The sequence below is a fragment of the Halodurantibacterium flavum genome, assembly GCF_042681825.1.
Classification (GTDB): domain Bacteria; phylum Pseudomonadota; class Alphaproteobacteria; order Rhodobacterales; family Rhodobacteraceae; genus Halodurantibacterium; species Halodurantibacterium flavum.
Map to the genome: position 1 here is coordinate 32,855 of NZ_JBHUGH010000004.1, position 26,977 is coordinate 59,831.

The window sequence follows — 26,977 nt, forward strand, 5'->3', positions numbered from 1 at the left end:
TCATGTAGATACAGGAGGCGACCATGGCCCATATCGCGAAAGTCTTCCAGTCCGGCAACTCGCAGGCCGTCCGGCTTCCGAAGGACTTCCGCTTCGATGTCGACGAGGTTGAGGTTTCGCGCGAAGGCGATGCCCTGATCCTGCGGCCGAAGCCCGCCGCCACCAGGCGTTGGGCCTCGTTGCACGCGGCCGTGGACCGCGGGTTCAGCGCGGACTTCCTGACCGAGGGGAGGGAGCAGCCCGAAGATCAGAAGCGTCCCGATCTCGATCAGGCGTTCCAATGACCACAACGCTGCTCGACACCAACGCGGTTATCGCGTTGGTGACGCGACGATCGGAGAGGCTGTTGCACAGGGTCAACTCCAAGGAACCCGGCTCGCTCGCCGTCTCTTCCATCGTCGCCCATGAACTCTGGTATGGTGCCTACAAAAGCCAGAAGGTGGCCTTCAACCTCGAAACCCTCCGGCTGCTCTTCGCCGACCTGCCCATCCTCGATTTTGACCGGGAGGACGCGCGGGTCGCGGGCGAAATCAGGGCCGAACTCAAGAGGCAAGGCACGCCGATCGGTCCGTATGATGTGCTGATCGCCGGCCAGGCGAAGGCGCGCGACATGACTCTCGTTACCAACAACACGGGCGAGTTTGCCCGCATCGCGGGGTTGCGGCTGGAAGACTGGACCCAGGGCTGATCGGGCAGCGACACAGCGGTGGCTTGCAGGGTCCTTTCGGTCATTCGCTGCGCGCGGGAGATTGGCGGCTTGGGCGCACTACATTCGAGGCACTGGTGCTGAGCGATCTATCGTGACAGCTGAACTGGCGCCATTGCCTGTATACGGTGGTATGTCTAGGATTTGGTTATGAAAAAGAAAATTTCCCTTTCTCCAGATGTCCCATGTGGCTGCAACAGCGGTCTGCCGTACGGTGAATGTCACCAGCCGATCTTTGATGCGCCAAAAGAAGAAATGCTTGTTGTCTCATGGCGAATATATGCAGAATCTTGGGCCACCAATGCTGATCATTACAGGGTCCAGGGGGTCTATGCGAATTTGGCTGGGCAGATCGCCAATGCCGGCGACATCCGTCGAGTTCTTGATATTGGAACTGGTCGTGGTCATGGCCTCGCGGCACTTCGGGACGTTTTGCCGCCCGATATCCGGATCGTTGGTGTCGATGAGAATCCCGAATGCCTTGCCGCCGCTGCACAATTGCTCGGCATTGACGCTTTGCCGACAAACATTCGACGCGCCGAAAACAGCGTCTTGCCGAATGGCTATCTAATATCGACCTATCCTGCGGGAAACCTGATCGATCAAGGATCGATCACCCTCATCCAATCAGACGTGATCGTGCGGGATAGCGCGCTTGAGCGGCTACTCAATGCGGCTGGTTCTTTCGATGCCGTATGCCTTTGGTTTAACGGAGTTCACAAGGCGCGAAGTGCGACCGAAATCGCGCGGCATTTTGAGGTCAAAAGCGATGCCGACAATCGCACGCTGGTCGAGGACCGTGTGCTATCCATCGCTGCTGAGAGGCTACGCCCCGGTGGAATTCTACACTTGGTGAACCGCATAGCTACTATTGACATCGAGGCCACTGGCCGTGCGATCGCGCAAACCTACAGAGATTGGCTTGAAGACATGCCGTTCCAGCTCGAAGCTATTGGCGCGTTTCGCTACGAAGAACCAACGGGCGGCGTGCTCGTCCGCTCAGCCGATTTAGGGGTCAATGAGATGCCGAACTATGCTCTCTCTATGCTGTTCCGGCGGCGCTGATGATTTCGGCGAGAAGGTAGACGTGCTGGAAGATGCCGCGTGCTGATCAGTCGAAGTGGAACGCGCCCCTCGCTGCGTTTGCGCTTGCGCGCAAGAGCGTAGAGGCTCCCTCGCGCCTGAGTGACAATGAAGGGGCCATCGCGTCGAAAGAACGCGGGCACGCACATTGGTGATCTGAAGATCGAAGGGCAACCTCTCTTTGAACGGAGCTGTTCGACCCACTACCGGCGTACGTGTTCCACGAGCGTAGTCATGACCTTGGTGATTCGGCTTCTGGCGCTGCTCAGGTGCCTTGCGAGACCGGATCGATTCCGCCGTTTTCCTGTCTTTGCGCGCCACGCTACTACTACGACCGAAACTTGTTGAAACAGCCCGATTCATGGCTCTCTTGATCATCCCCATCCGGGGATCGCCATTCGACTCCCCGGTGGAACGGGGACGACATGGCCGCCATCGAGCAAAAACGAGAAGCCATCGGGCGCGGTGCGCGCATGCTGCGCACCGCGCTTGGGCCTGCCATCGCGCGTTACCTGCTGGACCCCGCCGTCATCGAAGTGATGCTGAACCCGGACGGTCGAATCTGGATCGACCGCCTCTCCGAGGGACTGGCCGATACGGGAGAGAGGCTGACGCCTGAGGACGGCGAGCGTATCATCCGGCTGGTCGCCCACCATGTCGGCGTCGAGGTTCACGCCCGCAGCCCCCGCGTCTCGGCGGAGCTTCCCGAGACCGGGGAGCGCTTCGAGGGCCTGCTGCCGCCTGTGGTCGAGGCCGCTTCCTTCGCCATCCGCAAGCCAGCCGTCGCTGTATTCAGCCTCGACGACTATGTCGCGGCCGGCATCATGTCCGCAGACCAGGCCGAGGCGTTGCGCCAGGCTGTCGTGTCCCGTGCCAATATCCTCGTCGCTGGCGGCACCAGCACCGGCAAGACGACCCTGACCAACGCGCTGCTAGCCGAGGTGGCGAAGACCTCGGATCGCGTCGTCATCATCGAGGACACCCGAGAGCTGCAATGCGCCGCACCGAACCTCGTCGCCATGCGGACGAAGGACGGCGTGGCGACGCTGTCCGATCTCGTGCGCTCGTCGTTGCGCTTGCGCCCTGACCGCATTCCGGTCGGCGAGGTGCGGGGCGCCGAAGCACTGGACCTTCTCAAGGCCTGGGGCACCGGCCATCCGGGCGGGATCGGCACCATCCATGCCGGATCCGGAATCGGCGCTCTGCGCCGTCTCGAACAACTCATCCAGGAAGCCGTCATCACCGTTCCACGGGCCCTGATTGCCGAGACGATCAACCTCGTCGCGGTCCTCGCCGGGCGCGGCGCGTCGCGCCGTCTGGTCGAACTCGCCCGCGTCGAGGGCCTCGGAGCGGACGGCGACTATCGGATTTCTCCCGCGATTTTCAACCCCACCACCACTCACGCCACAGGAGACCACCCATGATCCGTCACGCCTTGCGCATCCGTCACCACGTCGCGACGGCCGCCACCTTCACCTATGTCAGCCTGTTCCTCGCGCCAGCCGCCCATGCGTCGGGCTCCTCCATGCCTTGGGAGGCACCCCTGCAATCGATCCTCGATTCCGTCGAGGGGCCGGTCGCCAAGATCGTCGCGGTGATCATCATCATCGTCACGGGCCTGACGCTGGCGTTCGGCGATACCGGCGGTGGCTTCCGGCGGCTGATCCAGATCGTGTTCGGAATCTCGATCGCCTTCGCCGCGTCCAGCTTCTTCCTGAGCTTCTTCAGCTTTGGCGGCGGGGCTTTGATCTGATGGCTGGTGCCTTCGAACAACTCGACGCGGTGCCGGGATTCAGCATCCCGGTTCACCGCGCGCTGACCGAGCCGATCCTGCTCGGCGGCGCACCGAGGTCGATCGCGATCCTCAACGGTACGCTGGCCGGGGCTGTCGGCCTCGGTCTGCAGCTCTGGCTCGGCGGGATCGTGATCTGGGCCATGGGCCATGTCGCAGCCGTCTGGGCCGCGAAACGGGATCCGCTCTTTGTCGAGGTCGGGCGCAGGCATCTGCGCCTGCCCGGACATCTCTCAGTCTGACGCGAGGCAGCACCATGATGAATCTCTCGGAATACCGTCGCACCGCCTCGCGCCTGGCCGATTTTCTGCCCTGGGCCGCGCTGGTCGGCGCGGGCATCGTGCTGAACAAGGATGGCAGCTTCCAGCGCACCGCCCGGTTCCGAGGCCCGGATCTCGACAGCGCCGTCGCCGCCGAACTGGTCGGGGTCGCCGGCCGGCTGAACAACGCCTTCCGCCGCCTCGGCTCCGGTTGGGCGATCTTTGTCGAGGCGCAGCGCCAGGAGGCCGCGACCTATCCCGACAGCCGCTTTCCCGATCCGGCCTCGGCGCTGGTCGATGCCGAGCGCAAGGCGGATTTCGAGGAGGAGGGTAGCCATTTCATCTCGGACTACTATCTGACCTTCCTCTGGTTGCCTCCCGCCGAAGATACCGCGCGCGCTGAGAGCTGGCTCTACGAGGGTCGGGAAACGCAGGGTGTGAACCCGTGGGACATGCTGCGTGCCTTCGACGATCGCACCGACCGGGTGCTGGCGCTGCTCGACGGTTTCATGCCGGAATGCCGCTGGCTGGACGATGCGGAGACGCTGACCTACCTGCATTCCACGGTCTCGACCAACCGCCAGCGCGTCCGGGTTCCCGAAACCCCGGTCTATCTCGACGCGCTCCTCGCCGATCAGCCCCTGACCGGCGGACTGGAGCCGCGGCTCGGCGAAAAGCATCTGCGTGTGCTGACCATCACCGGGTTTCCGACCGAGACCTCGCCGGGCATCCTCGACGATCTGAATCGCCTGGCCTTTCCCTACCGCTGGTCCACCCGCGCCATCCTCATGGACAAGGTGGATGCGGCAAAACTTCTGACGAAGATCAGGCGGCAATGGTTCGCCAAGCGCAAGAGCATCGCGGCGATCCTGAAGGAAGTCATGACCAACGAGCAATCGGCGCTCGTGGACACCGACGCGGCGAACAAGGCGCTCGACGCCGACATGGCGTTGCAGGAACTCGGCGCGGATGTCGCCGGCATGGCCTATGTCACCGCGACGATCATCGTCTGGGATGCGGATGCGCGGCGGGCGGACGAGAAACAGCGCCTGGTCGAGAAGGTGATCCAGGGCCGCGACTTCACCGCGATGATCGAGACCGTCAATGCGGTCGATGCCTGGCTTGGCTCGCTGCCGGGGCACGCCTATGCCAATGTGCGTCAGCCGCCGGTCTCAACCCTCAACCTTGCCCATATGGTTCCCTCCAGTGCCGTATGGGCGGGGCCGGAACGGGACGAACATCTCAACGCGCCGCCGCTGCTCCACGGCAGGACCGAGGGTTCGACCCCGTTCCGGTTTTCCCTTCACGTCGGCGATGTCGGCCATACCCTCGTCGTCGGCCCGACCGGGGCAGGCAAGTCCGTGCTGCTGGCGCTCATGGCGCTTCAGTTCCGGCGCTATGAGCAGTCCCAGGTCTTCGCCTTCGACTTCGGCGGCTCGATCCGGGCGGCCGCGCTCGCCATGGGCGGCGACTGGCATGATCTCGGCGGCAGTTTGACCGAAGGCTCCGAGGTCTCGGTATCGCTGCAACCGCTCGCCCGCATCCACGACACCTCCGAACGGGCATGGGCAGCGGACTGGATCGTGGCGATCCTGATGCGGGAAGGCATCCAGATCACGCCCGAGGTGAAGGAATATCTCTGGACCGCGCTGACCTCGCTCGCTTCCGCGCCGATTGGCGAACGCACGATCACCGGCCTGGCGGTTCTGTCGCAATCCAACGACCTGAAGCAGGCGCTTCGGCCATATTGTGTCGGCGGTGCCTCAGGCCGCCTCCTCGATGCCGAGGCCGAACATATCGGCTCGGCTTCGGTGCAGGCCTTCGAGATCGAGGGCCTGGTCGGCACCGGCGCCGCGCCCGCCGTGCTGTCCTACCTGTTTCACCGGATCGGCGACAGGCTGGACGGGCGACCGACGCTGCTCATCATCGACGAGGGATGGCTGGCGCTGGACGACGAAGGGTTTGCTGGCCAACTCAGGGAGTGGTTGAAGACGCTCAGGAAAAAGAATGCCAGCGTGATCTTCGCCACCCAATCTCTGTCCGACATCGACAATTCCGCCATTGCGCCCGCGATCATCGAGAGCTGCCCAACGCGGCTGCTGCTGCCGAACGAGCGGGCGATCGAGCCGCAGATCACCGCGATCTATCGCCGCTTCGGGTTGAACGACAGGCAGATCGAGATCCTCGCCCGGGCCATGCCGAAGCGCGACTATTATTGCCAAAGCCGCAAAGGCAACCGGCTCTTCGATCTGGGCTTGTCGGAAGTGGGCCTGGCACTTTGCGCGGCCTCGTCGAAATCCGATCAGGCGCTGATCTCGTCGATCCTCGCGGAACACGGCCGCGAAGGCTTCCTCCCCGCCTGGCTGCGCGCCCGCGGCGTGGATTGGGCTGCCGATCTCATTCCCGACCTCGGCAATCTTCTCCCGCAGGCGGAGATCCAGCCCTCGGCGCCACCTCTCGACCCTGAACTCAACGACACCCCCACAGAAGAGGAGATCATCCTGTGACCCGTCATCACTTCCCCCTGTCGCGTTTCGCGGCCATGTCCGCCATGGCAATGGCGCTCGCCGCTCCAGTGGCCCTTTCGCCCATTGCGTCGACGCCGGCCCATGCCTTCTTCGGCGGTTTCGGACGGATCGTCTACGATCCGACCAATCATGCCGAGAACCTGCTGACCGCTGCCAGGACGCTGGAGCAGATCAATAACCAGATCACCTCGCTCCAGAACGAGGCGCAGATGCTGATCAACCAGGCGCGCAATCTTGCGAACCTGCCCTATTCCTCGCTCCAGCAGTTGCAGGCAAACGTCCAGCGGACCCAAGCCCTTCTGGCGCAGGCGCAGAACATCGCCTTCGACGTGCAGGCCATCGACCGGATGTTCCAGCAGGACTACGGCAACGTCTCCCTGTCCGCGACCGATGCCCAGCTGATTGCCGATGCGCGGTCCCGCTGGGAGAATACCGTCGGCGGCTTGCAGGACGCCATGCGGGTGCAGGCCGGTGCCGTCGGCAATATCGACACCAACCGCGCCGAGATGGCCGCACTTGTCGGCGAAAGCCAGAATGCTGTCGGCGCGTTGCAGGCGGCGCAGGCCGGCAATCAGCTTCTTGCCCTGCAATCGCAGCAGATCTCCGACCTGATCGCCGTTGTTTCGGCCAACGGACGGGCCGAAGCCCTGACGGCTGCCGAGGCCGCGGCGGCCGCCGAACAGGGCCGCGAGCAGCGTCGCCGCTTCCTCGCACCGGGCGTGGGCTATCAGCCCGGCAGGGTGCAGATGTTCAACAACTGAGCACCGGAACGGGGGATACCATGGAAGGCAAGGTGCTGGCCCGCATCGCGGCGATCGTCTTTTTCGCCATCGCCATCACTGTCGCAGCGGTGGAAATGGCCCGGAAGGAGGACGCGCCGGTTGCCCCCGCGCCCGCGCTCCTCCAGCCTCCGACCGATCCGTTGCGTGAGGGCCAGCGCCGCTGCCAGCAGATGGGCGAGGCGGCGGCTGACAATCCCGAATGCCTGGCGATCTGGGCCGAGACACGTGACCGCTTCCTCGGCCGCACGCCCGCGCCTTCCGCCCAAAGCCTTGAACGGGAGGCGCGCTGACCATGGGCGGCACCGGCGTCATCGATACCTTCCTCGGGGTCTTCACCAGCTACATCGACAGCGGCTTTGGGTTGCTGGGCGGTGAGGTGGCCTTCATCGCCACCACATTGATCGTCATCGATGTGACCTTGGCCGCACTGTTCTGGGCGTGGGGCGCCGATGACGACATCACCGCGAGGTTGGTCAAGAAAGTCATCTTTGTCGGTGTCTTCGCCTATCTGATCGGCAACTGGTCGAGCCTGGCGCAGATCGTGTTTGACAGCTTCGCAGGGCTGGGCCTGCTCGGATCCGGCACCGGGTTTTCGGCCGCCGATCTCCTGCGGCCCGGCCGGGTGGCCCAGACCGGGCTCGATGCCGGAAGGCCGCTGCTGGACTCCATCTCCGACCTGATGGGCTTCGTGTCCTTCTTCGAGAATTTCATCCAGATCATCTGCCTGCTGTTCGCATGGGCCCTGGTGCTTCTGGCGTTCTTCATCCTGGCGATCCAGCTGTTCGTGACCCTGATCGAGTTCAAGCTGACCACCCTGGCAGGGTTTGTCCTCGTGCCGTTCGGATTGTTCAACAAGACCGCGTTCATGGCGGAAAGGGTGCTGGGGAACGTCATCTCGTCCGGCATCAAGGTCCTGGTGCTGGCGGTGATCATCGGTATCGGCTCCTCGCTCTTCGGGCATTTCACTGCCGGATTTGGCGGGGTTGCCCCGACGATCGACGAGGCCATGGCGATCGTGCTCGCGGCGCTGTCCTTGCTCGGCCTCGGAATCTTCGGCCCCGGGATCGCAACCGGGCTTGTCTCGGGCGGGCCGCAACTCGGTGCGGGCGCCGCGGTCGGAACCGGATTGGCGGTGGCTGGCGCAGGCGCCGTCGCGGGAGGCGCGACCATGCTGGCGGCAAAAGGAGGCGCGGGTGCAATCCGCGGTGGAGCCGCGACGACGGGCGCGGCTTCCGCCGCCTACACGCTCAATTCCGCGGGTCAATCCGGCGCCGCCGGTATCGTCGCCGGAGCGGCCGGTGTCGGCAAGGCCATGGGTGCGGCAACCACCTCGCCGCTGCGCCGTGCCGCCGCCGGTATCGCCGCCAGCCATTCCTCCGGCATGAAAGCCGCCTTTGCGGGAACCGGCGGCACCACCACGCAGGGCACCATCGGCGGCGCGCCCCCTGCTTCCGGATCCTCCCCCGGCTCTGGGACCCCGCCGACCTGGGCGCAGGGCATGCGCCGGACCCAAGCGTTGAAACACGGTGCCACTGCCGCCGCCCATGCCGTCCGATCCGGCGACAGCCGCAGCGGCGGCGCTTCTATCAGCCTACAGACAGGTGATCGCTCATGAATTTCTTCAAAAGACCCGCAACCCATTACGGCAAGACGCCGGAACCCGTGACGCCCTACCAGAAGGCCGCGCAAATCTGGGATGAGCGTATCGGTTCAGCCCGCGTTCAGGCCCGGAACTGGCGGTACATGGCTTTCGGTTGCCTGATCCTTTCGGCCGGCTTCGCGGGTGCTCTGGTCTGGCAATCCGCGCGCGGCACCATCGTTCCCTGGGTGGTCGAGGTGGACCGGCATGGTGAATCCCGCGCGGTCGAACCGGCCACCGCCGGCTATCAGCCGACCGATCCGCAGATCGCCTTCCATCTGGCGCGCTTCATCGAGCAGGTGCGGGGGCTGCCCACCGATCCGATCATCGTGCGTCAGAACTGGCTGCGCGCCTATGAATTCACCACCGATCGCGGTGCCATCGCGCTGAACGACTATGCTCGCGCCAATGATCCGTTCACCCGTGTCGGCCGCCAGCAGATCTCGATCGAAGTGTCGTCGGTGATCCGCGCCTCGCCCGACAGTTTCCGGATCGCCTGGACCGAGCAGCGCTACGAGAACGGCCAGCTCGCTGGCACCGAGCGTTGGACCGCCATCTTCACCGTTGTCCTGCAACAGCCGCGCGACGCCGAGCGTCTGCGCGCCAATCCCCTCGGAATCTACATACATGCGATCAACTGGTCGCGGGAGATGAGCCAATGACGTTCACGATCCGCACTTCCGGATATGCGGGCTTCCGCAAATCCGGCTCCGCGCTTGTCCTGCTCTCCGCCATTGCCCTCGCTGGCTGCGCCAGTCGCGTTCCCGAGATCGAGTATGATGCCGATGTGCCGCCATTGCCGGTGGTGCATGCTTCCGTCTCCGACGATCGGCCGCGCCCGTTGCATGTGCCGCCGGTCTGGACGCCCAGCCGGGGTGGGGAAGCCACTGGGACAGCCACTGGCCGGGTCGAGAACGCCAATGCCGCCGCCCGTGTCGAACCGCGGCGCGAAGGCTACTACAATGCCATCCAGATCTATCCCTGGTCCGAAGGCGCGCTCTATCAGGTCTATGCCGCCGTCGGGCAGATCACCACGATCGCTCTGGAACCTGGCGAGAGCCTGACCGGCGCGGGCCCGATCGCGGCGGGCGACACCGCCCGCTGGATCATCGGCGATACCGAAAGCGGCTCGGGGCTGACCCGGCGCGTTCATGTCCTGGTGAAACCGACCCGGCCGGACATCACCACCAACCTTGTCATCACCACCGACCGCCGGACCTACATGATAGAGCTGCGCGCGAGCGAAGGCACCTGGATGCCTGCCGTTGCCTGGGCCTATCCGGCACCACCCGCGGGTCAGCGCGTGACCGCGCCCGCAGCCCCGATTTTCCCGGCCGAGGCCGCACGCAATTACCGCTACGGTCTTCAGGGCGACAATCCGCCCTGGCGGCCGATCTCCGTCTTTGACGACGGTCGCCGCGTCTATGTCGTCTTCCCGCGCGGCATCGTCCAAGGTGAGATGCCGCCGATCTTCGTCCTCGGCGCCGATGGCGAGCCCGAGATCGTCAACAGCAGGATCCACCAGAACGTCCTGATCGTCGACCGACTCTTCGGCGCGGCAGAACTGCGCCTCGGCAGTGGCGACCGCCAGCAGACGGTCAGGATCTTGCGCATGGATGGCACCCGGCAGACTGCGGGCGCCGCCAGCGGGGAGCAACCGACATGAACACGAGCGAGGAACGGAACGCGAAGGGAATGGTACAGACCGGAGGGGAGGACGAAAACGCTCCTGCCATGCGGCTGCGCGCCGACGCTCCGCGTGTCACGCGTATCTCGCGCAAGGTTCTGGCCGGGCTCGGACTGTTCGTCGGCGTCGGCATCGGTGGCGCGCTGATCTATGCGCTTCAGGTAGTCGACCGAAGCGCGGGTCAGCAGGAACTCATCTCGACAGATCGCCGCCAGACCGCCGACGGCTTGCAGGGTCTGCCTGGCAGCTATGGCGATGTGCCGGTTCTCGGCCCGCCGCTGCCGGGCGATCTGGGAAGGCCGATCCTGCGGGCGCAGCAGGAGGGGCAGCCGATCCCGGCCTCGCCGATGCCCATGCCTGGTCCCGATCCCGAGGAACAACGTCGGCTGGCCGAACTGGAGGCGGCTCGCACGAGCCAGATCTTCTTCCAGATCAGACCCGGTAGCGACGTGACCATACCGTCCTTCCAGCCGGTGCCCGGCGCGGGCGTGATGGTGCAGGGAGGGGGAGTTGGCCAGGACAGGCATCTGGCCTTCCTCAATGCCGAGGTGGACCGGCGCACCGTTGCGGCCGATCGGGTCATGCCGCCTGCCTCACCTTATATATTGCAAGCTGGCTCCGTTATCCCCGCCGCCCTCATCACAGGAATCCGTTCCGATCTACCCGGCCAGATCACCGCTCAAGTCACTCAGAATGTCTATGACAGCCCGACCGGCGCGCTGCTCCTGATCCCGCAGGGCACCCGCATCATCGGCGAGTACGACAACGGCGTGACCTTCGGCCAGCGCCGCGTTCTCCTGGTCTGGAACAGGCTGATCTTTCCCAATGGCCGTTCCATCGTGCTGGAACGCCAGCCGGGCGCAGACGCAAGCGGCTATGCGGGCCTAGAGGATGGCGTCGACTATCATTGGTGGGATCTGATGAAAGCGGCAGGCCTGTCGACCTTGCTCGCAGTCGGCGCCGAACTGGCAGCAAGCGAAGAGGATCGCCTGGTCGCCGCCATCCGTGACGGAGCGCAGGACACGATCAATCAGGCCGGACAGATGATCGTCCAGCGCCAGCTTCAGGTCGCGCCGACGCTGACGATCCGTCCGGGTTTCCCGGTTCGCATTATTGTTAGCCGCGACCTCGTACTCGAGCCCTACGGAGCCGTTCAATGACCAATCTCAAGCTCGGCCGACTGCCCAAGGTCGGTATGACCCGCATCACCTTCGCCATTCCGGAGCCATTGAAGGAAGAGTTGGATTCTTACGCGGTCGAACACAGCCGCCTCTATGAGCCGGTTGATGCAGCGGCTCTGATCCCGCATATGCTGGAAGCGTTTTTGCGATCTGATCGTGGCTGGCGCGGTCGGAGGGCTACTAGGAAGGTGCCGTCATCGGGTTCGCCGGAACCAGCGAAGCAGGGTAAGGCGGGCGAAGCCACCTGATGCCAGGCGCCTGGCACCGTCAGGGCGCTGTGCCCTGTCCCAATTTTGGTGCCATTGTTCTCGCGAAGCTGATGAAGCGCCGAAGTGCGGGGTTGTCATTCAGGGGCGACCATACCGCGCTGAAGGGCATGATATCTTCCGGGGCGGTCAACGGGCGGAACGTGAGCTCAGGCAGGGTCATCTTTGTCCAACCCTCTGAGACCAGTGTGATTCCTGTTCCCATCGCGACCATGTGCATCAGTGTTTCTTGAATCACAGGGCATTGGGTTACATCGGGATAGGTGCTGTAGTCGGCGATGCGCCGGACGACATAGTCATGCACTTCCGGTCCCGGCTCGTGGGTCGCGACGATGAACCTCTCCTCCCGCAACATCGGCCAGTCGAGAGCGACACTGTCGACCAGAGGATGACCCGCCCCCAACGCCACATGGACCCGTTCGCGCCAGAGTTCGAAAACCTCGCAGTCCGCGAGCGGTGTATTGCCGGTGAAAAAGGCGATGTCGATCTCTCTGGAGCGGACCGCGCGTAGGTGGTCGCGCCGACCGCCGTCCCGAATATCGAGGCGGACATCCTTGTACATGCCCTGGAACGACGAGATCAGCTCGCGCAGCATCCCGCCTGCCAGCGTAGTGATGATACCGATCCGGACAGTGCCTTCCTCGACGCGCCCCGCCGCGCCCGCATGATGGAGGGCAGCCTCGACCTTGCGCAACGCTGGCGCGATCTCGCCGAGAAAGCGCGTACCGGCGTCGGTCAGGCGCACACCCGCTGGTGTGCGTTCAAACAGGGCAACACCGATCTCGTCCTCGAAATCGCGTACGCGTCGGCTGACGCTGGACGCGCGCGTGCCAAGCGCCTGCGCCGCCCCGGAGAAGCTCATCTGTTCGGCGGCGGCCAGCACGAAGCGCAACGGCCGCAAGTCGAACGGCAGGCCTTCGTCGGTCCACCTGACGGAACGTTCCCAAAGGGGTTTACCCCGATGGGACTCAGCGGTGCCGTTGCTTGGACGTCTTGGCTTCCGGCTAGATTCAGGAGGCTCCGACACACACTAACCCACTACCAAATTTCGATTCAGTGCCGTCTGCCGACCAGTATCGAAATCGGACACAGTTTCTTGGCTTGCTCCTCAGAACCGGGGAAAAACCCATGTCCGACGGTGCAGGCCGACTGGCCCGTCCAGGCCAGCCGCGATGTTCCATCGCGATCAGGCGACGAGATAAGTGCGCACGTGCTCGAGGTCGCGCTCGAGCGCGGGGCCGTCGCCCTCCCACACGATGACGCCCTTCTCCATGACATAATGCCTGTCGGCGAAGCGCGAGAGCGCGGCGATGTTCTTGTCGATGACAAGGATCGCCTGCCCGAGATCCTTCAACTGGCGCAGGGTGGTCCAGATGACGTCGCGGATGACCGGCGCCAGACCCTCGGTCGCCTCGTCGAGGATCAGCAGGTGCGGGTTGGTCATCAATGCCCGGCCGATGGCCAGCATCTGCTGCTCACCACCCGACAGGAGGTTTCCCATCGAATGCCGGCGCTCTTCGAGCTTCGGGAACAGCGTGAACAACCTGTCAACCGTCCAAGGGTTCGCCGAGCCCGAGCGGTTGCCCGAGGACGCGATCAGGTTTTCCTCCACGGTGAGGTTCGGAAATATCATCCGGCCCTCGGGCACCAGCCCGATGCCGAGCCTGGCGATCTTCGGCATCGGAACCCCACGGATGGGGGTTCCACGAAAGCTCGTCTCGCCGGCGTCATGCCGGAGTTGGCCCATGATGGTTCGGACAGTCGTCGTCTTCCCCATCCCGTTGCGGCCCATTAGAGTGATCACCTCGCCCTCGGAGACAGTCAGCGACAGGCCGTGCAGCACCTTGGCCGCGCCGTAGCCGCTTTCTACGTTGCGCAGTTCGAGCATCAGCCTTCCTCCCCCAGATAGACTTCATGCACGCGGCGGTCGGACCGCACCTCGTCCGGCGCGCCGGTGATCAGGACGGTGCCGCTGACGAGCACTGTCACGCGATCGGCGAGCTCGAAGACGGCGTGCATGTCATGTTCGACCAGCAAGATGGTGACGCTGCCGCGCAGCTTCTTGAGCATGGCCGTCATCGCGATGGTTTCCTCGCGCCCGAGCCCCGCCATCGGTTCGTCCAGCAGCACCACCGCCGGTTTGGCCGCCAGCGCCAGCGCCAGTTCGAGCGCCCGCTGCTCGCCATGCGACAGGTCGGCCACATGATCCTCGGCCCGATTGGAAAGGCCGAAGCGGTCGAGCCAGTCATGGGCCTCGTCCGTCATCGCCGTTTCCCGGCTCAACGGCTTGAAGAAGGTGAAGGCGCTGCCGTCGCGGCCGATCAGCGCCAGCCGCATGTTGTCGAGAACGCTGCGTTTCCGGATCAGGTTGGTCACCTGATAGGACCGCGCGATACCGGCATGTACGCGGGCGTGCGCTGGCAGCCCGTCGATCGGCTTGCCGCGCAGCGAGATCGACCCGGAATTGGGCTTCATGTCGCCCATCAGCAGCGAGATCAGCGTCGTCTTGCCGGCGCCGTTCGGACCGATGAGCGCGTGGCATTCGCCCTCTTCGATGCTGAGTGACACGTCGTTGGTAGCAACAAGGCCGCCGAAGGTCTTGCGCAGGGACTGGATAGCCAGAATGCTCATTTCGGCGTCCTCCTCAAGGCGGTGAACACGAGGCTCATGAACCGTTTGCCGCCGAACATCACGGCAACGATCAGGAAGAGGCCGAACCAGAAGTGCCAGTAGACCGTCATCGACGACAGGATCTCTTCAAGGAAGATAAAGAGCGCCGAGCCGGTTAGCGGCGCCAGCGCCGTTCCCATGCCGCCCAGGGTGACGACAAAGAGCAGCTCGCCCGATCGCATCCAGTCCATGATCTGGGGGGTGATGAAGCCGGTAAGATTGGCTGACAGCACGCCCGCCAAAGAGGTCAGCATGCCCGAGAGGACATAGGCCACCAGCCGGTATTTGCGGACGTGCAGGCCCGAGGAAATCACCCGCCGCTCGCTGCCCTTCGCGGCTGACAGCACGAGGCCGAAGCGCGACCTGTTGAGCGCCACGAAGAAGAAAATCTGTGCGAACAATACGGCGATTGCCACCCAATAGAGCGTCAGCCGGTCGCCAAGATCCAGCAGCGGGAAAGCGCTCGGATCGTAGATGATCAGCCCGTCATCGCCGCCGTATTCCTCGAGGCCCAACATGATGTAGTAGACGATCTGGCTGAAGGCCAACGTGATCATGAGGAAGTGGACCCCCTTGGTGCGTAGCACGACCAGGCCGGTCAGCAGTGCATAGAGGCCTGAAACCGTGATGGCCGCGGCCAGATGGAAGAAGCCGTTGGAGATGCCGTAGTGGTCGCTGATGCCGACGGCATAGGCACCGATCCCAAAGAACACCGCATGGCCGAAGCTGACGAGTCCCGCCGTGAAGACCAGGAAGTTCAGGCTGACCGCGGCGATCGCGAGGATGATCATCCGCACCAGCGCATCCAGAAGGAACGGATGCCCGGCCGCGGTGAAGACATAGGGCAGGAACGCAAGCCCTGCGATCCCGGCGGCAATGGCCAGCCAGCGCAGCACCGTGCCCGTGGTGGGGCGGTTCCGGACGGTTCGGGGTTGGGTCTGGGTCATGTCGGTCATGTTCTAGCGGCTCGCAGGCGGGAACAGGCCTTCGGGCTTGAAGGCGAGAACGGCGCACATGATGAGATAGATGAGGATCGAGGCGAGCGCCGGACCGGCGGTCGAGGCGACCTTCTGGGTGAAGACAGTGGCAAGGACGCTGCCGATATAGGCGCGCCCGAGCGTGTCGATGATGCCGACCAGCATCGCGGCGATGAAGGCACCGCGGATCGAGCCGAGCCCGCCGATGATGATGATGACGAAGGCAAGAATGATGACCGGGCCGCCCATACCGATCGACGCGCCCGAGATCGGCGCCACGAGGCTGCCGGCGATGCCGGCGACCACCGCTCCGACGCCGAAGATCCCGGCGAAGACCAGTTTGGTCTCGATACCCAGCGCCTCGGCCATAGCCCGGTTGGACGCCGAGGCGCGCACCACCATGCCGATGCGGGTCCGCGCGATGACGAACCAGAGCGCAGCCGCCAGCAACAGCCCGCAGACGACGATGAAGATTCGGTAGGCGGGCAGGGTGATGCCGCCGAAGCGCACGAATCCGTCGAGCCAGGTGGGCAAGGGCACTGACAGCCCGGCCGGCCCCCAGATGTAGTGAACGGCGGTGTCGACGACGAGAAGCAACCCAAAGGTGGCAAGCACCTGTTCAAGGTGGTCGCGGTGATAAAGCGTTCGGGCCAGACCGTATTCGACAGCGATGCCGATGATACCGACAATGACGGCGGCAGCGACAAGCCCCAGCAGGAACGAGCCGCTCCACATGCTCACCGTCGCCACCAGGAACGCGCCGAGCATGTAGAACGCCCCATGGGCGAGATTGATGAAATCGAGGATGCCAAAAATCAGCGTCAAGCCGGCCGCGAGCAGAAACAGGATCAGTCCGAGCTGAATGCCGTTCAGTACCTGCGATACCAGAAGAGTCATGTCCATCGTGGGTGAGCTTTCATGTAATGTGGGGCTGCAGCTGTCCTGCCGCTAAGGGTGGTCGCGGCCGGATTTTCATCCGACCACGACCTGCGTCCGCATCGCGATCATTCAAGCGGGCAGTCGGCCGCGTAGGGATCGGCTTCGCCTTCCAGAACGAGTTCCTGAATCTGCGTCGTCCAGATGTCGCCCTCGACAGTGACCAGCGAATAGAAGCGGTCAATCGGGTAGCCGTTGTTGCCGACCTCATAAGAGCCGCGCACGCTGTCGTAATTGGCCTCGCGAAGGGCTGCGCGAACCGCCGCGATATCGGAAATGTCCCCGCCGGATTGTTCGACGGCGGCCTTGAGATACGGCAGCAGGTCGTATGCCGCGGCGGCATAGTTGGAGGGCAGCCGACCATACCGCTCCTGGAAGTCTGCAACGAAACGCGCGTTGGCTTCGTTGTCGAGATCGGGCGACCAATAGTCCGCAAGCTGGGTGCCGAGGACTGCGTTGATCCCGGCGTTCTGGAAGACCGGCAGGCTGATCTGGTCGATGGTATAGACCGAGTAGAGCCTCACTTCCTCCGCCAGACCGGACTGGGCGAACTGGCGTGCAAACGCGCCGGCGGCCGAGGCGGGATAAAAGACGAAGAGAGAATCAGCCCCGGAAGCGCGAACCTTGTCCAACTCCGCCGAGAAGTCGAGCTGCGGATCGGCGCCCCAGCGTGTGAAGTCGGTTACGACAGTCTCGCCCTCGAAGGTGGCGGTAAGGCCGTTCACCATCTCTTGGCCGGCGGCGTAGTTCGGGGCCATGATGTACAGCCTCTCGACACCTTGGCGGTTCAGCGCGACGCCAAGCGCGCGCGGCACCATGTCGTTCTGGGCGCGGGTCGAAAAGAAGTTCGCATGGCAGCGCGCACCGGCCAGATCCGACGGCCCGGCATTGGTCGAGATCAGCAGTCTGTCGGCAGCGAATACAGGGCGTTGCGCCGCCTGGAGCACATTGGTCCAGATGAAGCCGGCCACGACGTCGACGTTGTCCTGCTGGATCAGTTTTTCGGCCTTTTGGCGGCCGAGGTCCGGCCTTACGCCGTCATCCTCAAAGATGATCTCGACCGGCCGCCCGGCAATCTCGCCGCCGATATGCTCCAGCGCAAGATTGATGGCGTCGACCTGGTCACGCCCGAGAGCGCTGGCGGGTGTCGTCAGCGTGGTGATGAAGCCGATCCTGATCGGCCCCTCCTGGGCTTGCGCAGCGGCAAGCCCTGCCGATGTCAGGGCCGTTGCGACAGCAAGGCACTTGATGAACTTCATGGTTTCCCTCCCTGGGTGTTGATCGTTCACGCGAACCTCGGGACCGCATCAAGGCAGCCCGTGTCTGCACCTCTCACAAACGCGACGCGCCGGCGCCTCTCCGCCGAAACGCCACCACTTATTGTTCAGTCTGAAACTAACCTTAGCCTGCATATCATGTCATCTGGAACTATGGCAACGCCAAATTCTAGCAAAATTTCGCTACGATACGCAAGAATACCCAGCATTGTGGGGCGCTCCGATCGATTCTGCACAAAGGTCATGCATCTTTTTTGTTTCCTGTGGAACTAAAATAAACTATGCAACCCTCGGCTTTGGTCGGCGCCAGGAGAGGCGGGCACCGGCGAACAGCTGCCCTAAGCTCAATACGGGAGGAGAGACGCCATGCATGGAACGCTTGGACAGGCCGGTCACTTTATCGGTGGGGAGTGGATCGAGGAGGGTGTGCGGGCCGAGAGCGTAGACCCTTCCAGCGGCCAGGTTCTGGGCCATTATCTGGCGGGCTCGGCAGCGCTGGCCGACCAGGCGGTGAGCGCGGCGAGAAGCGCGTTCTTCGGCACCACCTGGCAAAGCACGCCGCGTCTGCGCGCCGCGGTCCTTCTGGAATTCGCCGACCGGCTGGAGGCTGATTCGGCGGCGCTCATCGACCTGATCATCGCGGAGAACGGCAAGCTGCGTATCGAGGCGACGGGCGAGGTCGCGCTCTCGGTCTCCGAACTGCGCTACTATGCGGGCCTGGCGCGCAACCTGTTCGGGCGTACGCTTGAGAGCGACACCGGCAAGCTGTCGCTGTTGAACCGCGAGCCGATCGGGGTCGCGGCCGTCATCGTGCCCTGGAATGCGCCCGTCGCGCTGCTGATCCGCTCGCTCGCGCCGGCGCTGGCCGTGGGGTGCACCTGCGTGGTCAAGCCTGCGCCGCAGACGCCGCTGATCAACGATTTCGTGCTGCGCCGCCTGCTGGCTTGCGCCGGGCTGCCGGCCGGGGTGGTCAACACGGTCAATGAGAGCGGTTACGAAGTCGGCGAAGCGCTGGCGCTTTCGAACGATGTCGATGTGATCAGTTTCACCGGCTCCAGCCGGACCGGCGCGCGCATCATGGCCACCGCCGCACCGACGCTCAAGCGGCTGTCGCTGGAACTGGGCGGCAAGGCCCCGGCGATTGTCTTTGACGATGCCGACCTCGACCTCGCGGTGCGTGAGCTCACGCGCGGCTCTCTGGTGATGGCGGGCCAGATGTGCGTCGCCGCCGCGCGCTTCCTTGTTCATGACCGCGTCTACGACGCGTTCCGCGACCGCATCGCGGGGGTGTTCTCGTCGCTCAAGGTCGGGCCGGGCGCGGCGGCCGACAGCCAGATGGGGCCGATCATCGACCATGGCAATCGGGATCGCATCCTCGCCCTGGTCGAGCAGGCGGCCGAGGAGGGCCGGCTGGTGGTGCGCGGCAAGATCCCCGATGGGTCGCTCTCGCAAGGCGCCTTCGTCACGCCCAGCCTGTTCGAGATCGACGATGTGGCCTCGCCACTGGTGCAGGAGGAAATCTTCGGGCCGCTGATCTCGCTCGAACGCTTCTCCGATGAGGCCGGGGCGGTCTCGCGGGCCAATGCCACGCGCTATGGCCTGGCCGCCAGCATCTTCACCGCCGACATCCATCGCGCCATGCGGGTCTCGCGCGCGCTGCGCACCGGCACGGTCTGGCTGAACTGCCACAACCGCCTGATCCCCGAGGCCGAGACGGGCGGCTATGGCCACAGCGGGCTGGGGCGGCTCCACGGTGTCGAGGGCCTCAACGACTTTCTCGAAACCAAGCACGTCTATCTGGAATCGGGCGCGATCTGAGCGCCGGGAACACGGGAGGAATGACAATGGAAATCGCCATCATCGGCGGCGGCATCGCCGGTCTCGCCACCGCCATCAATCTCAAGAAGCGCGGCTTCTCGCCGACGGTCTACGAGCGCGCGCCCGAGATCCTCGAACTCGGCGTCGGTATCACCATCCTGCCGCACGCCATGCGTGAACACGAAGCCCTCGGCATCCAGGCGGAACTGGTGGCCGCCGGGATCGAGAATGTCGAGAGCTGCTTCTTCAACAGGTTCGGCCAGAAGATCTACGGCGAGCCGCGCGGCCTGTCGGCCGGAAACGCCAACCCGGAGGTCGGCATCCATCGCGGGCGGCTGCATCTTGTCCTGCTGCGCAAGGCGCAGGACGTGCTGGGCACCGACCGCATCGTTACCGGGCGCACCTTCACGGGCCTTGAGCAGGATGCGGAGGGCGTGACCATCCATCTGACCGACACCGTGTCCGGCGAGGCGCTCGCGCCGCTGCGTGCCGATGTGGTGCTGGGCTGCGACGGGGTGAACTCTGCGGTGCGCCGCCAGTTCTATCCGGACGAGGGCTTCGCCTTCGCCGGCATCAACACCTGGCGCGGCGTGACGCGGATGAAGCCGATCCTGACCGGCGGCACCTATATCCGCATCGGCTCGATCCGCACCGGCAAGATGGTGGTCTATCCGATCGCCCGCTTCGACGATGGCTCCGGCGATCACCTGATCAACTGGGTGGCCGAGATCCAGTCGCCCGACGCGGTGATGAACGACTGGAACCGCAAGGTCGAACCTGCGGATCTGCCCGACGTCTTCAGCTCCTGGCACTTCGACTGGCTCGACGTGCCGGCGATGATCGCCGGTGCCTCGGAGATTTTTGAGTACCCGATGGTGGACCGCGATCCGGTCGATCGCTGGTCCTTCGGGCGGGTGACGCTGGTGGGCGATTCCGCCCATCCGATGTATCCGCGCGGCTCCAACGGCTCGGCGCAGGCCGTCATCGACGCGCGGGTGGTGGCCGATCGGCTCGCGACCCTGCCGCCCGAAGAGGCGCTCAAGGCCTATGAGGCGGAGCGGCTTCCGGCCTGCAACAAGATCGTCGTGACGAACCGGACGGCGCCGCCCGATCTGATCAACATCCGGGTCGAGGAACTCGTGGGCGACCGCCCCTTCGACAATCTCGATGACTTCATCACCCAGGACGAACTCCGCGCGCTGTCCGACGGCTACAAAACCGCCGCATACGCAAAAGCCGAAACGTAAGCTCAGCCAAAATACGCCGGACGTTCCGGCCAGTCCCAGGTGCCAAACCTATCCCAGGAGAAGAACATGAAACTGAAGGTCGAACTTGTGTGGGAGGCGGAAGAGGGCGTGAGTTCACCCTCGATCTACCTGACTTCGGATGGACAGATTCTGCTGGAGGGCAAGCCGGTGAGCGAGACCGAGCGCCGGACCCTCTCGCTGCCCGAAGATGTGGCCCTGATCAGCGTTGACCGCCGGTTCATCGATGCGGTCAAGACGCTGCTGTGAAGGAGGCGGCGGGACGTTCAGTCCCGCGCCTCGTCATCGGGGACCCAAGGGGAGAGGTTGTCGCAGATGCGCTGCAGGAGCCGCAGGAAAAAGCGCGCCTCGTCCTCCGTCATACCCTGTGTGGCGATCTGCTCGACGCGCAGGGCATGGGGCAGGACGCGCTGCACCTGCTTCACCGCCTCGGCGGTCGGTTCGATGATGATGCCGCGGGCGTCCTTGTCCGACTTGGCCTTGACGACCAGCCCGCGCTTCGAAAGCGCCGCGATGACGCGCGACAGGGTCGGTGGCTCGAGTGCGGAAAGGCTCGCCAGCGCGCCGAATCGGGTGGGGCCGCGCTGGGTCAGAATCGCCAGGACCCGCCACTCGATCCGGGCCAGCTCGTAGTCCTGAAGCCCGGACTGGAACTGTTCCACCAGCACGATCGCAGCGCGGTTGATCAGGTAGGGGATGTAGTCGTGGATATCGAATTCACCGCTCTCGGACATCGCCAACGACCTGATTTTCATTCCATCTTGAACTTTAGTATCACACTTTTCCATCAGAAACCCTCAAAATAGTGCATGATACGAGGTTTATCCTTCATGACGCTTGCATTATTTACTTCCGTATGGAATAAAATGCGAGGAGCGGTTGGGTGGCGCTGGCTGCCGAACCCAACAATGCAGGAGCATCCGCTGGAGGTCCAGTGCGGGTGCGGGCTCAAGCCACAATCTCCAGGCGCCAACGGCGTCACATCGATTTCGGGAGGATGAAGCGATGTTTCTCTACAATCACTGGTATGTCGCCGCGTGGTCGACCGAGATCAGCAGGACGCCCCTTGCGCGGACGCTGCTGAACGAACCTGTTGCGCTCTATCGCACCGAGGCGGGTGCCGTGGTTGCCATGGAGGATCGCTGTCCGCACCGGCGCGTGCCGTTGTCCGGCGGCAAGGTGATCGGTGATCGGCTGCAATGCTCGTACCATGGACTCCAGTTCGATACCGAGGGTGCGTGCGTTCGCATCCCGGGACAGGACATGATTCCGCCGACGGCCTGCGTCAAGACCTACCCGGTCGTGGAGCGCTACCGTTGGGCCTGGATCTGGATGGGCGATCCCGCGAAGGCCGATCCCGAACTCATCCCCGATTTCCACTGGATGACCGACGAGAACTGGGGCGCCAAGGGCGATCTCTTCCACGTCCATGCCAACTGGCAGCTCATCGTCGACAACCTGCTCGACCTGACACACCTCGCCTTCGTGCACGAGTCGACCATCGGCAACGCGGCGGTCGCCGAGCACGCGGCGGTCAAGGTGACGCGCAAGCCGAACAATGTGCTGGTGTCCCGCTGGGTCATCGACAAGCCGGCGCCCCCCACCTATGTCAAGGCCGGCGGGTTCACCGACAACGTCGACCGCTGGCAATTCATCGACTTCACGCCGCCGGCCTTCCTGCGTCTGCATGTCGGCGCGACGCCGACCGGCACCGGGGCCCCCGAGGGCAACATGACCGGCGGGATCCATATGCGGAACCTCAACTGCATCACGCCGGAAACCGAGAACACCACGCATTACTTCTGGGCTCAGGCGCATGATTTCGAGCCCGGCAACGCGGCGGTCACCGACATGGTGTTCGAGCAGGTGAAGACCGCCTTCCTTGAGGATGTCGATATCTTCGAGAAGCAGCAGCGATCGATCGAGGCCCATCCCGAAGCCCCGCAGATCGACATCAACGCTGACTCTGGCGGGATCCAGGCGCGCCGTATCCTCGAGCGTCTGCACGCCGCCGAGGTAACGGAGCGTGAAGCCGCCAAGAAATCTCAGATCGCGGCGGAATAGGCCAGGAATGTCGAATACATACGAGAACGGACTCGCGCCTTCGCGCGGGTCGCGGCTGGTGATTGTCGGCGGTTGCGGCGGCATCGGGCGTGTGCTGGCCAAGGCTGCCGCCGATCTGGGGATTTCCGTCTGCGTGGCCGACCTGCCGGCCTCGATCGAAGCGCACCCGCCTGCGCCAGGTGTGCAGGCGGTCGCGATTGATGCGACCTCGCCGCGTGAGGTCGAGCGCGGCATGGCCGAGGCGGCGGAGCGGCTGGGCGGGATCGACGGTCTGGTCAATCTCCCCGGCTTTTCCAATCGCGCGGCCTTGGTCGGCGAACTCGACGCCGCCGAGTGGGACGAGACCCTGGCCGGAAACCTGCGCGCGATCTATCTCTGCGCCTCCTTCGCGCTGCCTTACCTCAAGCAATCGCCCGCGGGCGCCATCGTCAACATGGCCTCCGGGCAGGGCGTGCGGCCGCTGCCCCGCTTTTCGGCCTACAGCGCCGCCAAGGCCGGAGTCATTTCGCTGACCAAGTCCATTGCGGCCGAACATGCGCCCGTGCGGGCCAATGCCGTGGCGCCCGGCGCCGTGGTCACTGCGTTTTTCACCGGCGGAACCGGCCGGGAATCGAAAGAGAACACGTTCGATCTCGAGGCATATGCGCGGACCGTGCCCCTTGGCCGGGCCGCGACGGCCGAGGACATCGCCGGGCCGATCCTGTTCCTGCTGGGGCCGGGGGCCGCGTTCGTCAACGGACAGGTTCTGCACATCAACGGAGGAGGATTGATGCCATGAGCGATATAGACAGCCAGACCGAGACCGTGTGGCATGTGGCCTGCGCGGCGGACCGCGTCGTCGAAGGCGAAGGTTTCGGCGTGAAAATCGGTGAGACCCGCATCGGCCTTTACCGGCTGGAGGACGGCAGTCTCCACGCCATCGGCGACATCTGCACGCATGAGTTCGCCATCCTGTCGGAGGGCTTCGTCGAAGGCGATCAGATCGAATGCCCCCTGCATCAGGCGATGTTCGACATCCGCACCGGCAAGTGCTTCGGCCCGCTCGCCGACCGCGATCTGCCGGCGTTTCCGGTGCGTGTCGAGGGCAATGACATTCTCATCGGCCTGCCCAAGGCCTGACGATGGAAACGCAGCGTTACGACGTTCTCATCCTCGGCGGCGGTCAGGCTGCCCGGCGTGCGGCCGAGGGCGCGCGGCAGGCGGACGCGGCGATCTCGATCGCGCTCGTCGGCGAGGAGCCGCATCTGCCCTATGAGCGTCCGCCGCTGTCGAAACAGGCGCTCGCCGATCCCGATGCGGGCGGGCGGGGCGATGCCTATGGCCCCGGCTGGTATGCCGACCGGCGGATAGAGACCCGACTTGCGACGCGTGTCACCGCCATCCGCCCTGACAGCCGCACCGTCGAGACCGACAGCGGCGAGACGATCGGATGGGGGCGCCTCATCATCGCCACCGGCTCACGGCCACGTCGGATCGACTTCGGCGTCAACCCGGAGCGTCTGCACATTCTGCGGACGCTCGATGATGCCCGCCGCCTTTCGCCCCGGCTGGCGCCGGGGCGCCGCATCGCCATCGTGGGGGCGGGTTTCATCGGGCTGGAGGTGGCGGCGGCGGCCCGCGCCAAGGGCACCGAGGTCGATGTCTTCGAGGCCGCCCCCCATGCAATGGCGCGGGTGCTGCCGGCCTTTCTCACCGCTCCGATCGAGGCGCGTCATCGTGCCGAGGGCGTTGGGCTGGTATTTGGCGGCGCGGCCGAGCCGGAACTGCTGCAACGATATGACGAGGTCGTCGTCGGGATCGGCGTTCTGCCCAATGTCGAGCTGGCCGAGGCCTGCGGGATCTCCTGCGCGGATGGCATCCTCGTGGACGAATTCGGTCGCACGAACCTGCCCGAGGTGTTCGCCGCGGGTGAGGTGGTGCGGGCGCCTGGGACCGGCGGGCGTGGCGCGATCCGGCGCGAATCCTGGCAGATGGCCGAGACGCAGGCCTATTGCGTTGGTCTGACTGCCGGCGGCACCCTGACAGCCTACCGGGAAATCCCCTGGTTCTGGTCCGATCAGTATGACCTCAACATCCAGGTGCTCGGCGATCTGACGGGCGAGCCGGAGTGGGTCGTGCGCGGCGTGCCGTCCTCGGACACCTTCACGGCCTTTGCTGTCGTCGATGGCGAGGTCCGCGGCGTGTTCGCGCTCAATTCAGGACGCGACATCGCCGGTGCGCGGCGTCTGATGTCGCGCGGTATCCGGCCAAGTCCGCAGGAGCTGGCTGATCCGTCTGTCGGATGGAACAAGCTGCTCGCGTCACCTGGTTTGGTCCAGGCGACCTGATCCGGACCAGACTGCCAAGAGCCCTTGGTGCGGTTGGGCCATTGTCCTGACAGTCTGACGGTGCATGCGCTCAGGCAAAGGCATTGCGCGTCAGTACCCCAGGCAGCACATAGTGGACCTATCGGTGCCAGCCGGTAGGCGCTCCACTCTCCGGAATCTTCGCTGAACGCCGATCTGCCTGCTGCAGTGGACATGGCCGACGTGATCTTTGGCGCGGCCGGATGAGCTGTCTAACGACGGGCCGCTCTTGCCGTCATCCCGAACTACCCGTTGAGATGCTTACAATGAAGGCTTATGCAACAGGTGTTTAGCCGCTGGATGAAAAATGAAGAATGGCGCGTCAGCAGTAGAAAGAATCCGTCTTGAGATCGAAAATGCGATCCAGAGCGGGGAGTTCGTAGTAGGCCAACGTCTTACCGAAGCAGCGCTGACAGAGCGGCTGAAGGTAAGCCGCGGGCCGCTACGAGAAGCCATGCTTCTTCTTCAGAACGATGGTCTGAGTCCGCCTCTGAGCATGTCGATCTGCTAGGAAAAATCCTCGATGGTGACGAAGCCGGCGCGGAAGCGGCCGCACGCGCACATGTCGCGCGCCTGAATGGCATCGTGCAGAGGATGGAGCAGGAAGAGTTTGATCGCGTGTTCAAATTTGGGAAGAAGCGATAGTTGCTCAAGGATCTCTCAGGTGCGACCTGAGCGACGGGCGGTGATGATCGAACACCTCTGACCATCAGTATCGACACTTGGTTCAACCCGCTGCAGGCCTCACCTGTCGGGCGCCGCTGGTTTCGTCACGCTGATCGACCCGCGACCGTTGTCCCTGGCCGACTGCATATCGGTTGCCATCGCGGGAGCGACTTGGCGACTTGGATAGTGTTGCAGTCGATTGTAGGCGATGGGTTCGTCGAGCCGCCCCCAATCCAGCCGCTTCATGAACATGGCCACCCCACCACATGACCTTCACCGGATCGCTCCAGCGCCCGTCGAGCGCCGGTAGCCGGGGTCAAGCTTCGGATGCGCTTCTGGCGGAGCGAGAAAGAGGCGGCCACGACGCGCGGGGACAGTGATCAACTGGGCTGGTCCCGCGTGGCGTGGAATCTGTCCCGGTCTCGGCGCTCTAGATTGCAGGACAATCTTTTGAAAGTGACGTGCGAATCGCATGGTTTGACGCGCACCATCATCGGTCGACTCGAGTCCATCCATCTGCGTCCATCCCAACTTCTGCGTGTTTTCCTTGACGGTATTCGCAACAAATATTGGATTTTTTGGGTCAGGTGCTCGGCGCAGGTCTTTCTGGGTTGACATTTGATCGTGTCAACATAACATTGCCCTACAATCTTTCGCAGGAGGAGGCGACGGACTTGTGATTGCGAGTGAAATGCTCAGCGAAGCGTATCAGACCGGAGGGGGGAGAATGCGTAGTCTAGGCTCCAGACCCATTGATTTCAGGCGTTTGGCATGATTCAGGATCCGCAAGGAGACCTGATCGATGAGCAATCTTTACTGGCTGAGCGATGCCCAGATGGAACGCCTGAAGCCGTTCTTTCCCAAGAGTCATGGCAAGCCCCGCGTCGATGATCGCCGCGTTCTCAGCGGCATAATCTTCATCAACCGCAATGGGTTGCGGTGGTGTGATGCGCCGAAGGAATACGGGCCCGCCAAGACCCTCTACAACCGTTGGAAGCGCTGGAGTGACAACGGGGTCTTCGCCCGGATCATGGT

At 64.1% G+C, this 26,977-nt stretch carries 30 protein-coding genes; 23 read left to right on the plus strand and 7 right to left on the minus strand.

Annotation, left to right across the window (positions count from 1 at the left end; genetic code table 11):
• Window positions 1-23: 23 nt before the first annotated feature.
• From ACFSGJ_RS06415 to ACFSGJ_RS06480, 14 genes are all read left to right on the plus strand, one after another.
• A complete protein-coding gene (locus tag ACFSGJ_RS06415; RefSeq protein WP_390260167.1) occupies window positions 24-284 on the plus strand; it encodes an antitoxin in 261 nt (86 codons plus the stop codon).
• Window positions 281-688: a type II toxin-antitoxin system tRNA(fMet)-specific endonuclease VapC gene (gene vapC, locus ACFSGJ_RS06420; RefSeq protein ID WP_390260168.1), complete on the plus strand. Its 408-nt coding sequence runs from the start codon at window positions 281-283 to the stop codon at window positions 686-688. Before ACFSGJ_RS06415 ends, vapC begins: the two co-directional genes overlap by 4 nt.
• A gap of 168 nt (window positions 689-856) precedes the next feature.
• Window positions 857-1,771 (plus strand): hypothetical protein, encoded by a 915-nt coding sequence (locus tag ACFSGJ_RS06425; protein WP_390260169.1) that lies wholly within the window; start codon window positions 857-859, stop codon window positions 1,769-1,771.
• Between the two features lie 491 nt (window positions 1,772-2,262).
• The gene (trbB, locus tag ACFSGJ_RS06430) at window positions 2,263-3,213 is read left to right on the plus strand and encodes a P-type conjugative transfer ATPase TrbB (protein WP_465262126.1); all 951 of its coding nucleotides are present in this window, start codon (window positions 2,263-2,265) and stop codon (window positions 3,211-3,213) included.
• Window positions 3,210-3,542: a TrbC/VirB2 family type IV secretion system protein gene (locus ACFSGJ_RS06435; protein ID WP_390260171.1), complete on the plus strand. Its 333-nt coding sequence runs from the start codon at window positions 3,210-3,212 to the stop codon at window positions 3,540-3,542. Before trbB ends, ACFSGJ_RS06435 begins: the two co-directional genes overlap by 4 nt.
• Window positions 3,542-3,823 carry a VirB3 family type IV secretion system protein gene (locus ACFSGJ_RS06440; RefSeq protein ID WP_390260172.1) on the plus strand — a complete coding sequence of 94 codons (282 nt, stop codon included), beginning with the start codon at window positions 3,542-3,544 and terminating at the stop codon, window positions 3,821-3,823. The genes ACFSGJ_RS06435 and ACFSGJ_RS06440 overlap by 1 nt, the downstream gene beginning before the upstream one ends.
• Before the next feature lie 14 nt (window positions 3,824-3,837).
• Window positions 3,838-6,348 carry a conjugal transfer protein TrbE gene (gene trbE, locus ACFSGJ_RS06445; RefSeq protein WP_390260173.1) on the plus strand — a complete coding sequence of 837 codons (2,511 nt, stop codon included), beginning with the start codon at window positions 3,838-3,840 and terminating at the stop codon, window positions 6,346-6,348.
• Window positions 6,349-6,383: 35 nt separating this feature from the next.
• Window positions 6,384-7,130 (plus strand): P-type conjugative transfer protein TrbJ, encoded by a 747-nt coding sequence (trbJ, locus tag ACFSGJ_RS06450; protein ID WP_390260196.1) that lies wholly within the window; start codon window positions 6,384-6,386, stop codon window positions 7,128-7,130.
• Window positions 7,131-7,150: 20 nt separating this feature from the next.
• On the plus strand, window positions 7,151-7,441 hold the full coding sequence (trbK-alt, locus tag ACFSGJ_RS06455) for a putative entry exclusion protein TrbK-alt (RefSeq protein ID WP_390260174.1): 291 nt from the start codon (window positions 7,151-7,153) through the stop codon (window positions 7,439-7,441).
• A gap of 2 nt (window positions 7,442-7,443) precedes the next feature.
• Window positions 7,444-8,766, plus strand: a complete 1,323-nt coding sequence (gene trbL, locus ACFSGJ_RS06460; RefSeq protein WP_390260175.1) for a P-type conjugative transfer protein TrbL — start codon at window positions 7,444-7,446, stop codon at window positions 8,764-8,766.
• Window positions 8,763-9,452 carry a conjugal transfer protein TrbF gene (trbF, locus tag ACFSGJ_RS06465; protein ID WP_390260176.1) on the plus strand — a complete coding sequence of 230 codons (690 nt, stop codon included), beginning with the start codon at window positions 8,763-8,765 and terminating at the stop codon, window positions 9,450-9,452. Before trbL ends, trbF begins: the two co-directional genes overlap by 4 nt.
• A complete protein-coding gene (trbG, locus tag ACFSGJ_RS06470) occupies window positions 9,449-10,456 on the plus strand; it encodes a P-type conjugative transfer protein TrbG (protein WP_390260177.1) in 1,008 nt (335 codons plus the stop codon). Before trbF ends, trbG begins: the two co-directional genes overlap by 4 nt.
• Complete coding sequence (locus ACFSGJ_RS06475; protein WP_465262125.1) at window positions 10,453-11,637, plus strand: TraB/TrbI/VirB10 family type IV secretion system protein; 1,185 nt, start codon at window positions 10,453-10,455, stop codon at window positions 11,635-11,637. The genes trbG and ACFSGJ_RS06475 overlap by 4 nt, the downstream gene beginning before the upstream one ends.
• Window positions 11,634-11,906 (plus strand): DUF2274 domain-containing protein, encoded by a 273-nt coding sequence (locus tag ACFSGJ_RS06480; protein ID WP_390260178.1) that lies wholly within the window; start codon window positions 11,634-11,636, stop codon window positions 11,904-11,906. Before ACFSGJ_RS06475 ends, ACFSGJ_RS06480 begins: the two co-directional genes overlap by 4 nt.
• 19 nt (window positions 11,907-11,925) lie before the next feature.
• Here ACFSGJ_RS06480 and ACFSGJ_RS06485 read toward each other — a convergent pair whose 3' ends face one another.
• The 6 genes from ACFSGJ_RS06485 to ACFSGJ_RS06510 form a co-directional block, all read right to left on the minus strand.
• The gene (locus tag ACFSGJ_RS06485) at window positions 11,926-12,816 is read right to left on the minus strand and encodes a LysR family transcriptional regulator (protein WP_390260179.1); all 891 of its coding nucleotides are present in this window, start codon (window positions 12,814-12,816) and stop codon (window positions 11,926-11,928) included.
• Between the two features lie 294 nt (window positions 12,817-13,110).
• On the minus strand, window positions 13,111-13,812 hold the full coding sequence (locus tag ACFSGJ_RS06490) for an ABC transporter ATP-binding protein (protein WP_390260180.1): 702 nt from the start codon (window positions 13,810-13,812) through the stop codon (window positions 13,111-13,113).
• On the minus strand, window positions 13,812-14,555 hold the full coding sequence (locus ACFSGJ_RS06495) for an ABC transporter ATP-binding protein (protein ID WP_390260181.1): 744 nt from the start codon (window positions 14,553-14,555) through the stop codon (window positions 13,812-13,814). The genes ACFSGJ_RS06490 and ACFSGJ_RS06495 overlap by 1 nt, the downstream gene beginning before the upstream one ends.
• A complete protein-coding gene (locus ACFSGJ_RS06500) occupies window positions 14,552-15,550 on the minus strand; it encodes a branched-chain amino acid ABC transporter permease (protein ID WP_390260182.1) in 999 nt (332 codons plus the stop codon). Before ACFSGJ_RS06500 ends, ACFSGJ_RS06495 begins: the two co-directional genes overlap by 4 nt.
• 3 nt (window positions 15,551-15,553) lie before the next feature.
• Window positions 15,554-16,468 carry a branched-chain amino acid ABC transporter permease gene (locus ACFSGJ_RS06505; protein ID WP_390260183.1) on the minus strand — a complete coding sequence of 305 codons (915 nt, stop codon included), beginning with the start codon at window positions 16,466-16,468 and terminating at the stop codon, window positions 15,554-15,556.
• A gap of 107 nt (window positions 16,469-16,575) precedes the next feature.
• Window positions 16,576-17,766: an ABC transporter substrate-binding protein gene (locus ACFSGJ_RS06510; protein WP_390260184.1), complete on the minus strand. Its 1,191-nt coding sequence runs from the start codon at window positions 17,764-17,766 to the stop codon at window positions 16,576-16,578.
• A 384-nt stretch (window positions 17,767-18,150) separates the two neighbouring features.
• On the opposite strand from ACFSGJ_RS06510, the gene ACFSGJ_RS06515 reads away from it, so the two are divergent.
• The 3 genes from ACFSGJ_RS06515 to ACFSGJ_RS06525 all read left to right on the plus strand — a co-directional run bounded on the left by ACFSGJ_RS06515 (window position 18,151) and on the right by ACFSGJ_RS06525 (window position 21,116).
• Entirely contained in the window at window positions 18,151-19,602 is a 1,452-nt protein-coding gene (locus tag ACFSGJ_RS06515) for an aldehyde dehydrogenase family protein (protein WP_390260185.1), read from the plus strand.
• 26 nt (window positions 19,603-19,628) lie between these two features.
• Window positions 19,629-20,849: a flavin-dependent oxidoreductase gene (locus ACFSGJ_RS06520; protein WP_390260186.1), complete on the plus strand. Its 1,221-nt coding sequence runs from the start codon at window positions 19,629-19,631 to the stop codon at window positions 20,847-20,849.
• 66 nt (window positions 20,850-20,915) lie between these two features.
• On the plus strand, window positions 20,916-21,116 hold the full coding sequence (locus ACFSGJ_RS06525) for a hypothetical protein (protein ID WP_390260187.1): 201 nt from the start codon (window positions 20,916-20,918) through the stop codon (window positions 21,114-21,116).
• 17 nt (window positions 21,117-21,133) lie between these two features.
• On the opposite strand, the gene ACFSGJ_RS06530 is transcribed toward ACFSGJ_RS06525, so the two are convergent.
• Window positions 21,134-21,622 (minus strand): MarR family winged helix-turn-helix transcriptional regulator, encoded by a 489-nt coding sequence (locus ACFSGJ_RS06530; RefSeq protein ID WP_390260188.1) that lies wholly within the window; start codon window positions 21,620-21,622, stop codon window positions 21,134-21,136.
• A gap of 250 nt (window positions 21,623-21,872) precedes the next feature.
• Between ACFSGJ_RS06530 and ACFSGJ_RS06535 the strand changes: the two genes are divergently transcribed.
• The 6 genes from ACFSGJ_RS06535 to ACFSGJ_RS06565 all read left to right on the plus strand — a co-directional run.
• The gene (locus ACFSGJ_RS06535; protein ID WP_390260189.1) at window positions 21,873-22,931 is read left to right on the plus strand and encodes an aromatic ring-hydroxylating dioxygenase subunit alpha; all 1,059 of its coding nucleotides are present in this window, start codon (window positions 21,873-21,875) and stop codon (window positions 22,929-22,931) included.
• 7 nt (window positions 22,932-22,938) lie between these two features.
• Complete coding sequence (locus ACFSGJ_RS06540; protein ID WP_390260190.1) at window positions 22,939-23,709, plus strand: SDR family NAD(P)-dependent oxidoreductase; 771 nt, start codon at window positions 22,939-22,941, stop codon at window positions 23,707-23,709.
• Complete coding sequence (locus tag ACFSGJ_RS06545; protein WP_390260191.1) at window positions 23,706-24,050, plus strand: non-heme iron oxygenase ferredoxin subunit; 345 nt, start codon at window positions 23,706-23,708, stop codon at window positions 24,048-24,050. Before ACFSGJ_RS06540 ends, ACFSGJ_RS06545 begins: the two co-directional genes overlap by 4 nt.
• A gap of 2 nt (window positions 24,051-24,052) precedes the next feature.
• Entirely contained in the window at window positions 24,053-25,258 is a 1,206-nt protein-coding gene (locus ACFSGJ_RS06550) for an NAD(P)/FAD-dependent oxidoreductase (protein WP_390260192.1), read from the plus strand.
• Window positions 25,259-25,583: 325 nt separating this feature from the next.
• Complete coding sequence (locus ACFSGJ_RS06555) at window positions 25,584-25,787, plus strand: GntR family transcriptional regulator (RefSeq protein ID WP_390260193.1); 204 nt, start codon at window positions 25,584-25,586, stop codon at window positions 25,785-25,787.
• Between the two features lie 957 nt (window positions 25,788-26,744).
• A partial coding sequence (locus tag ACFSGJ_RS06565) for a transposase (protein WP_390260194.1) occupies window positions 26,745-26,977 on the plus strand: 233 nt, incomplete at its 3' end.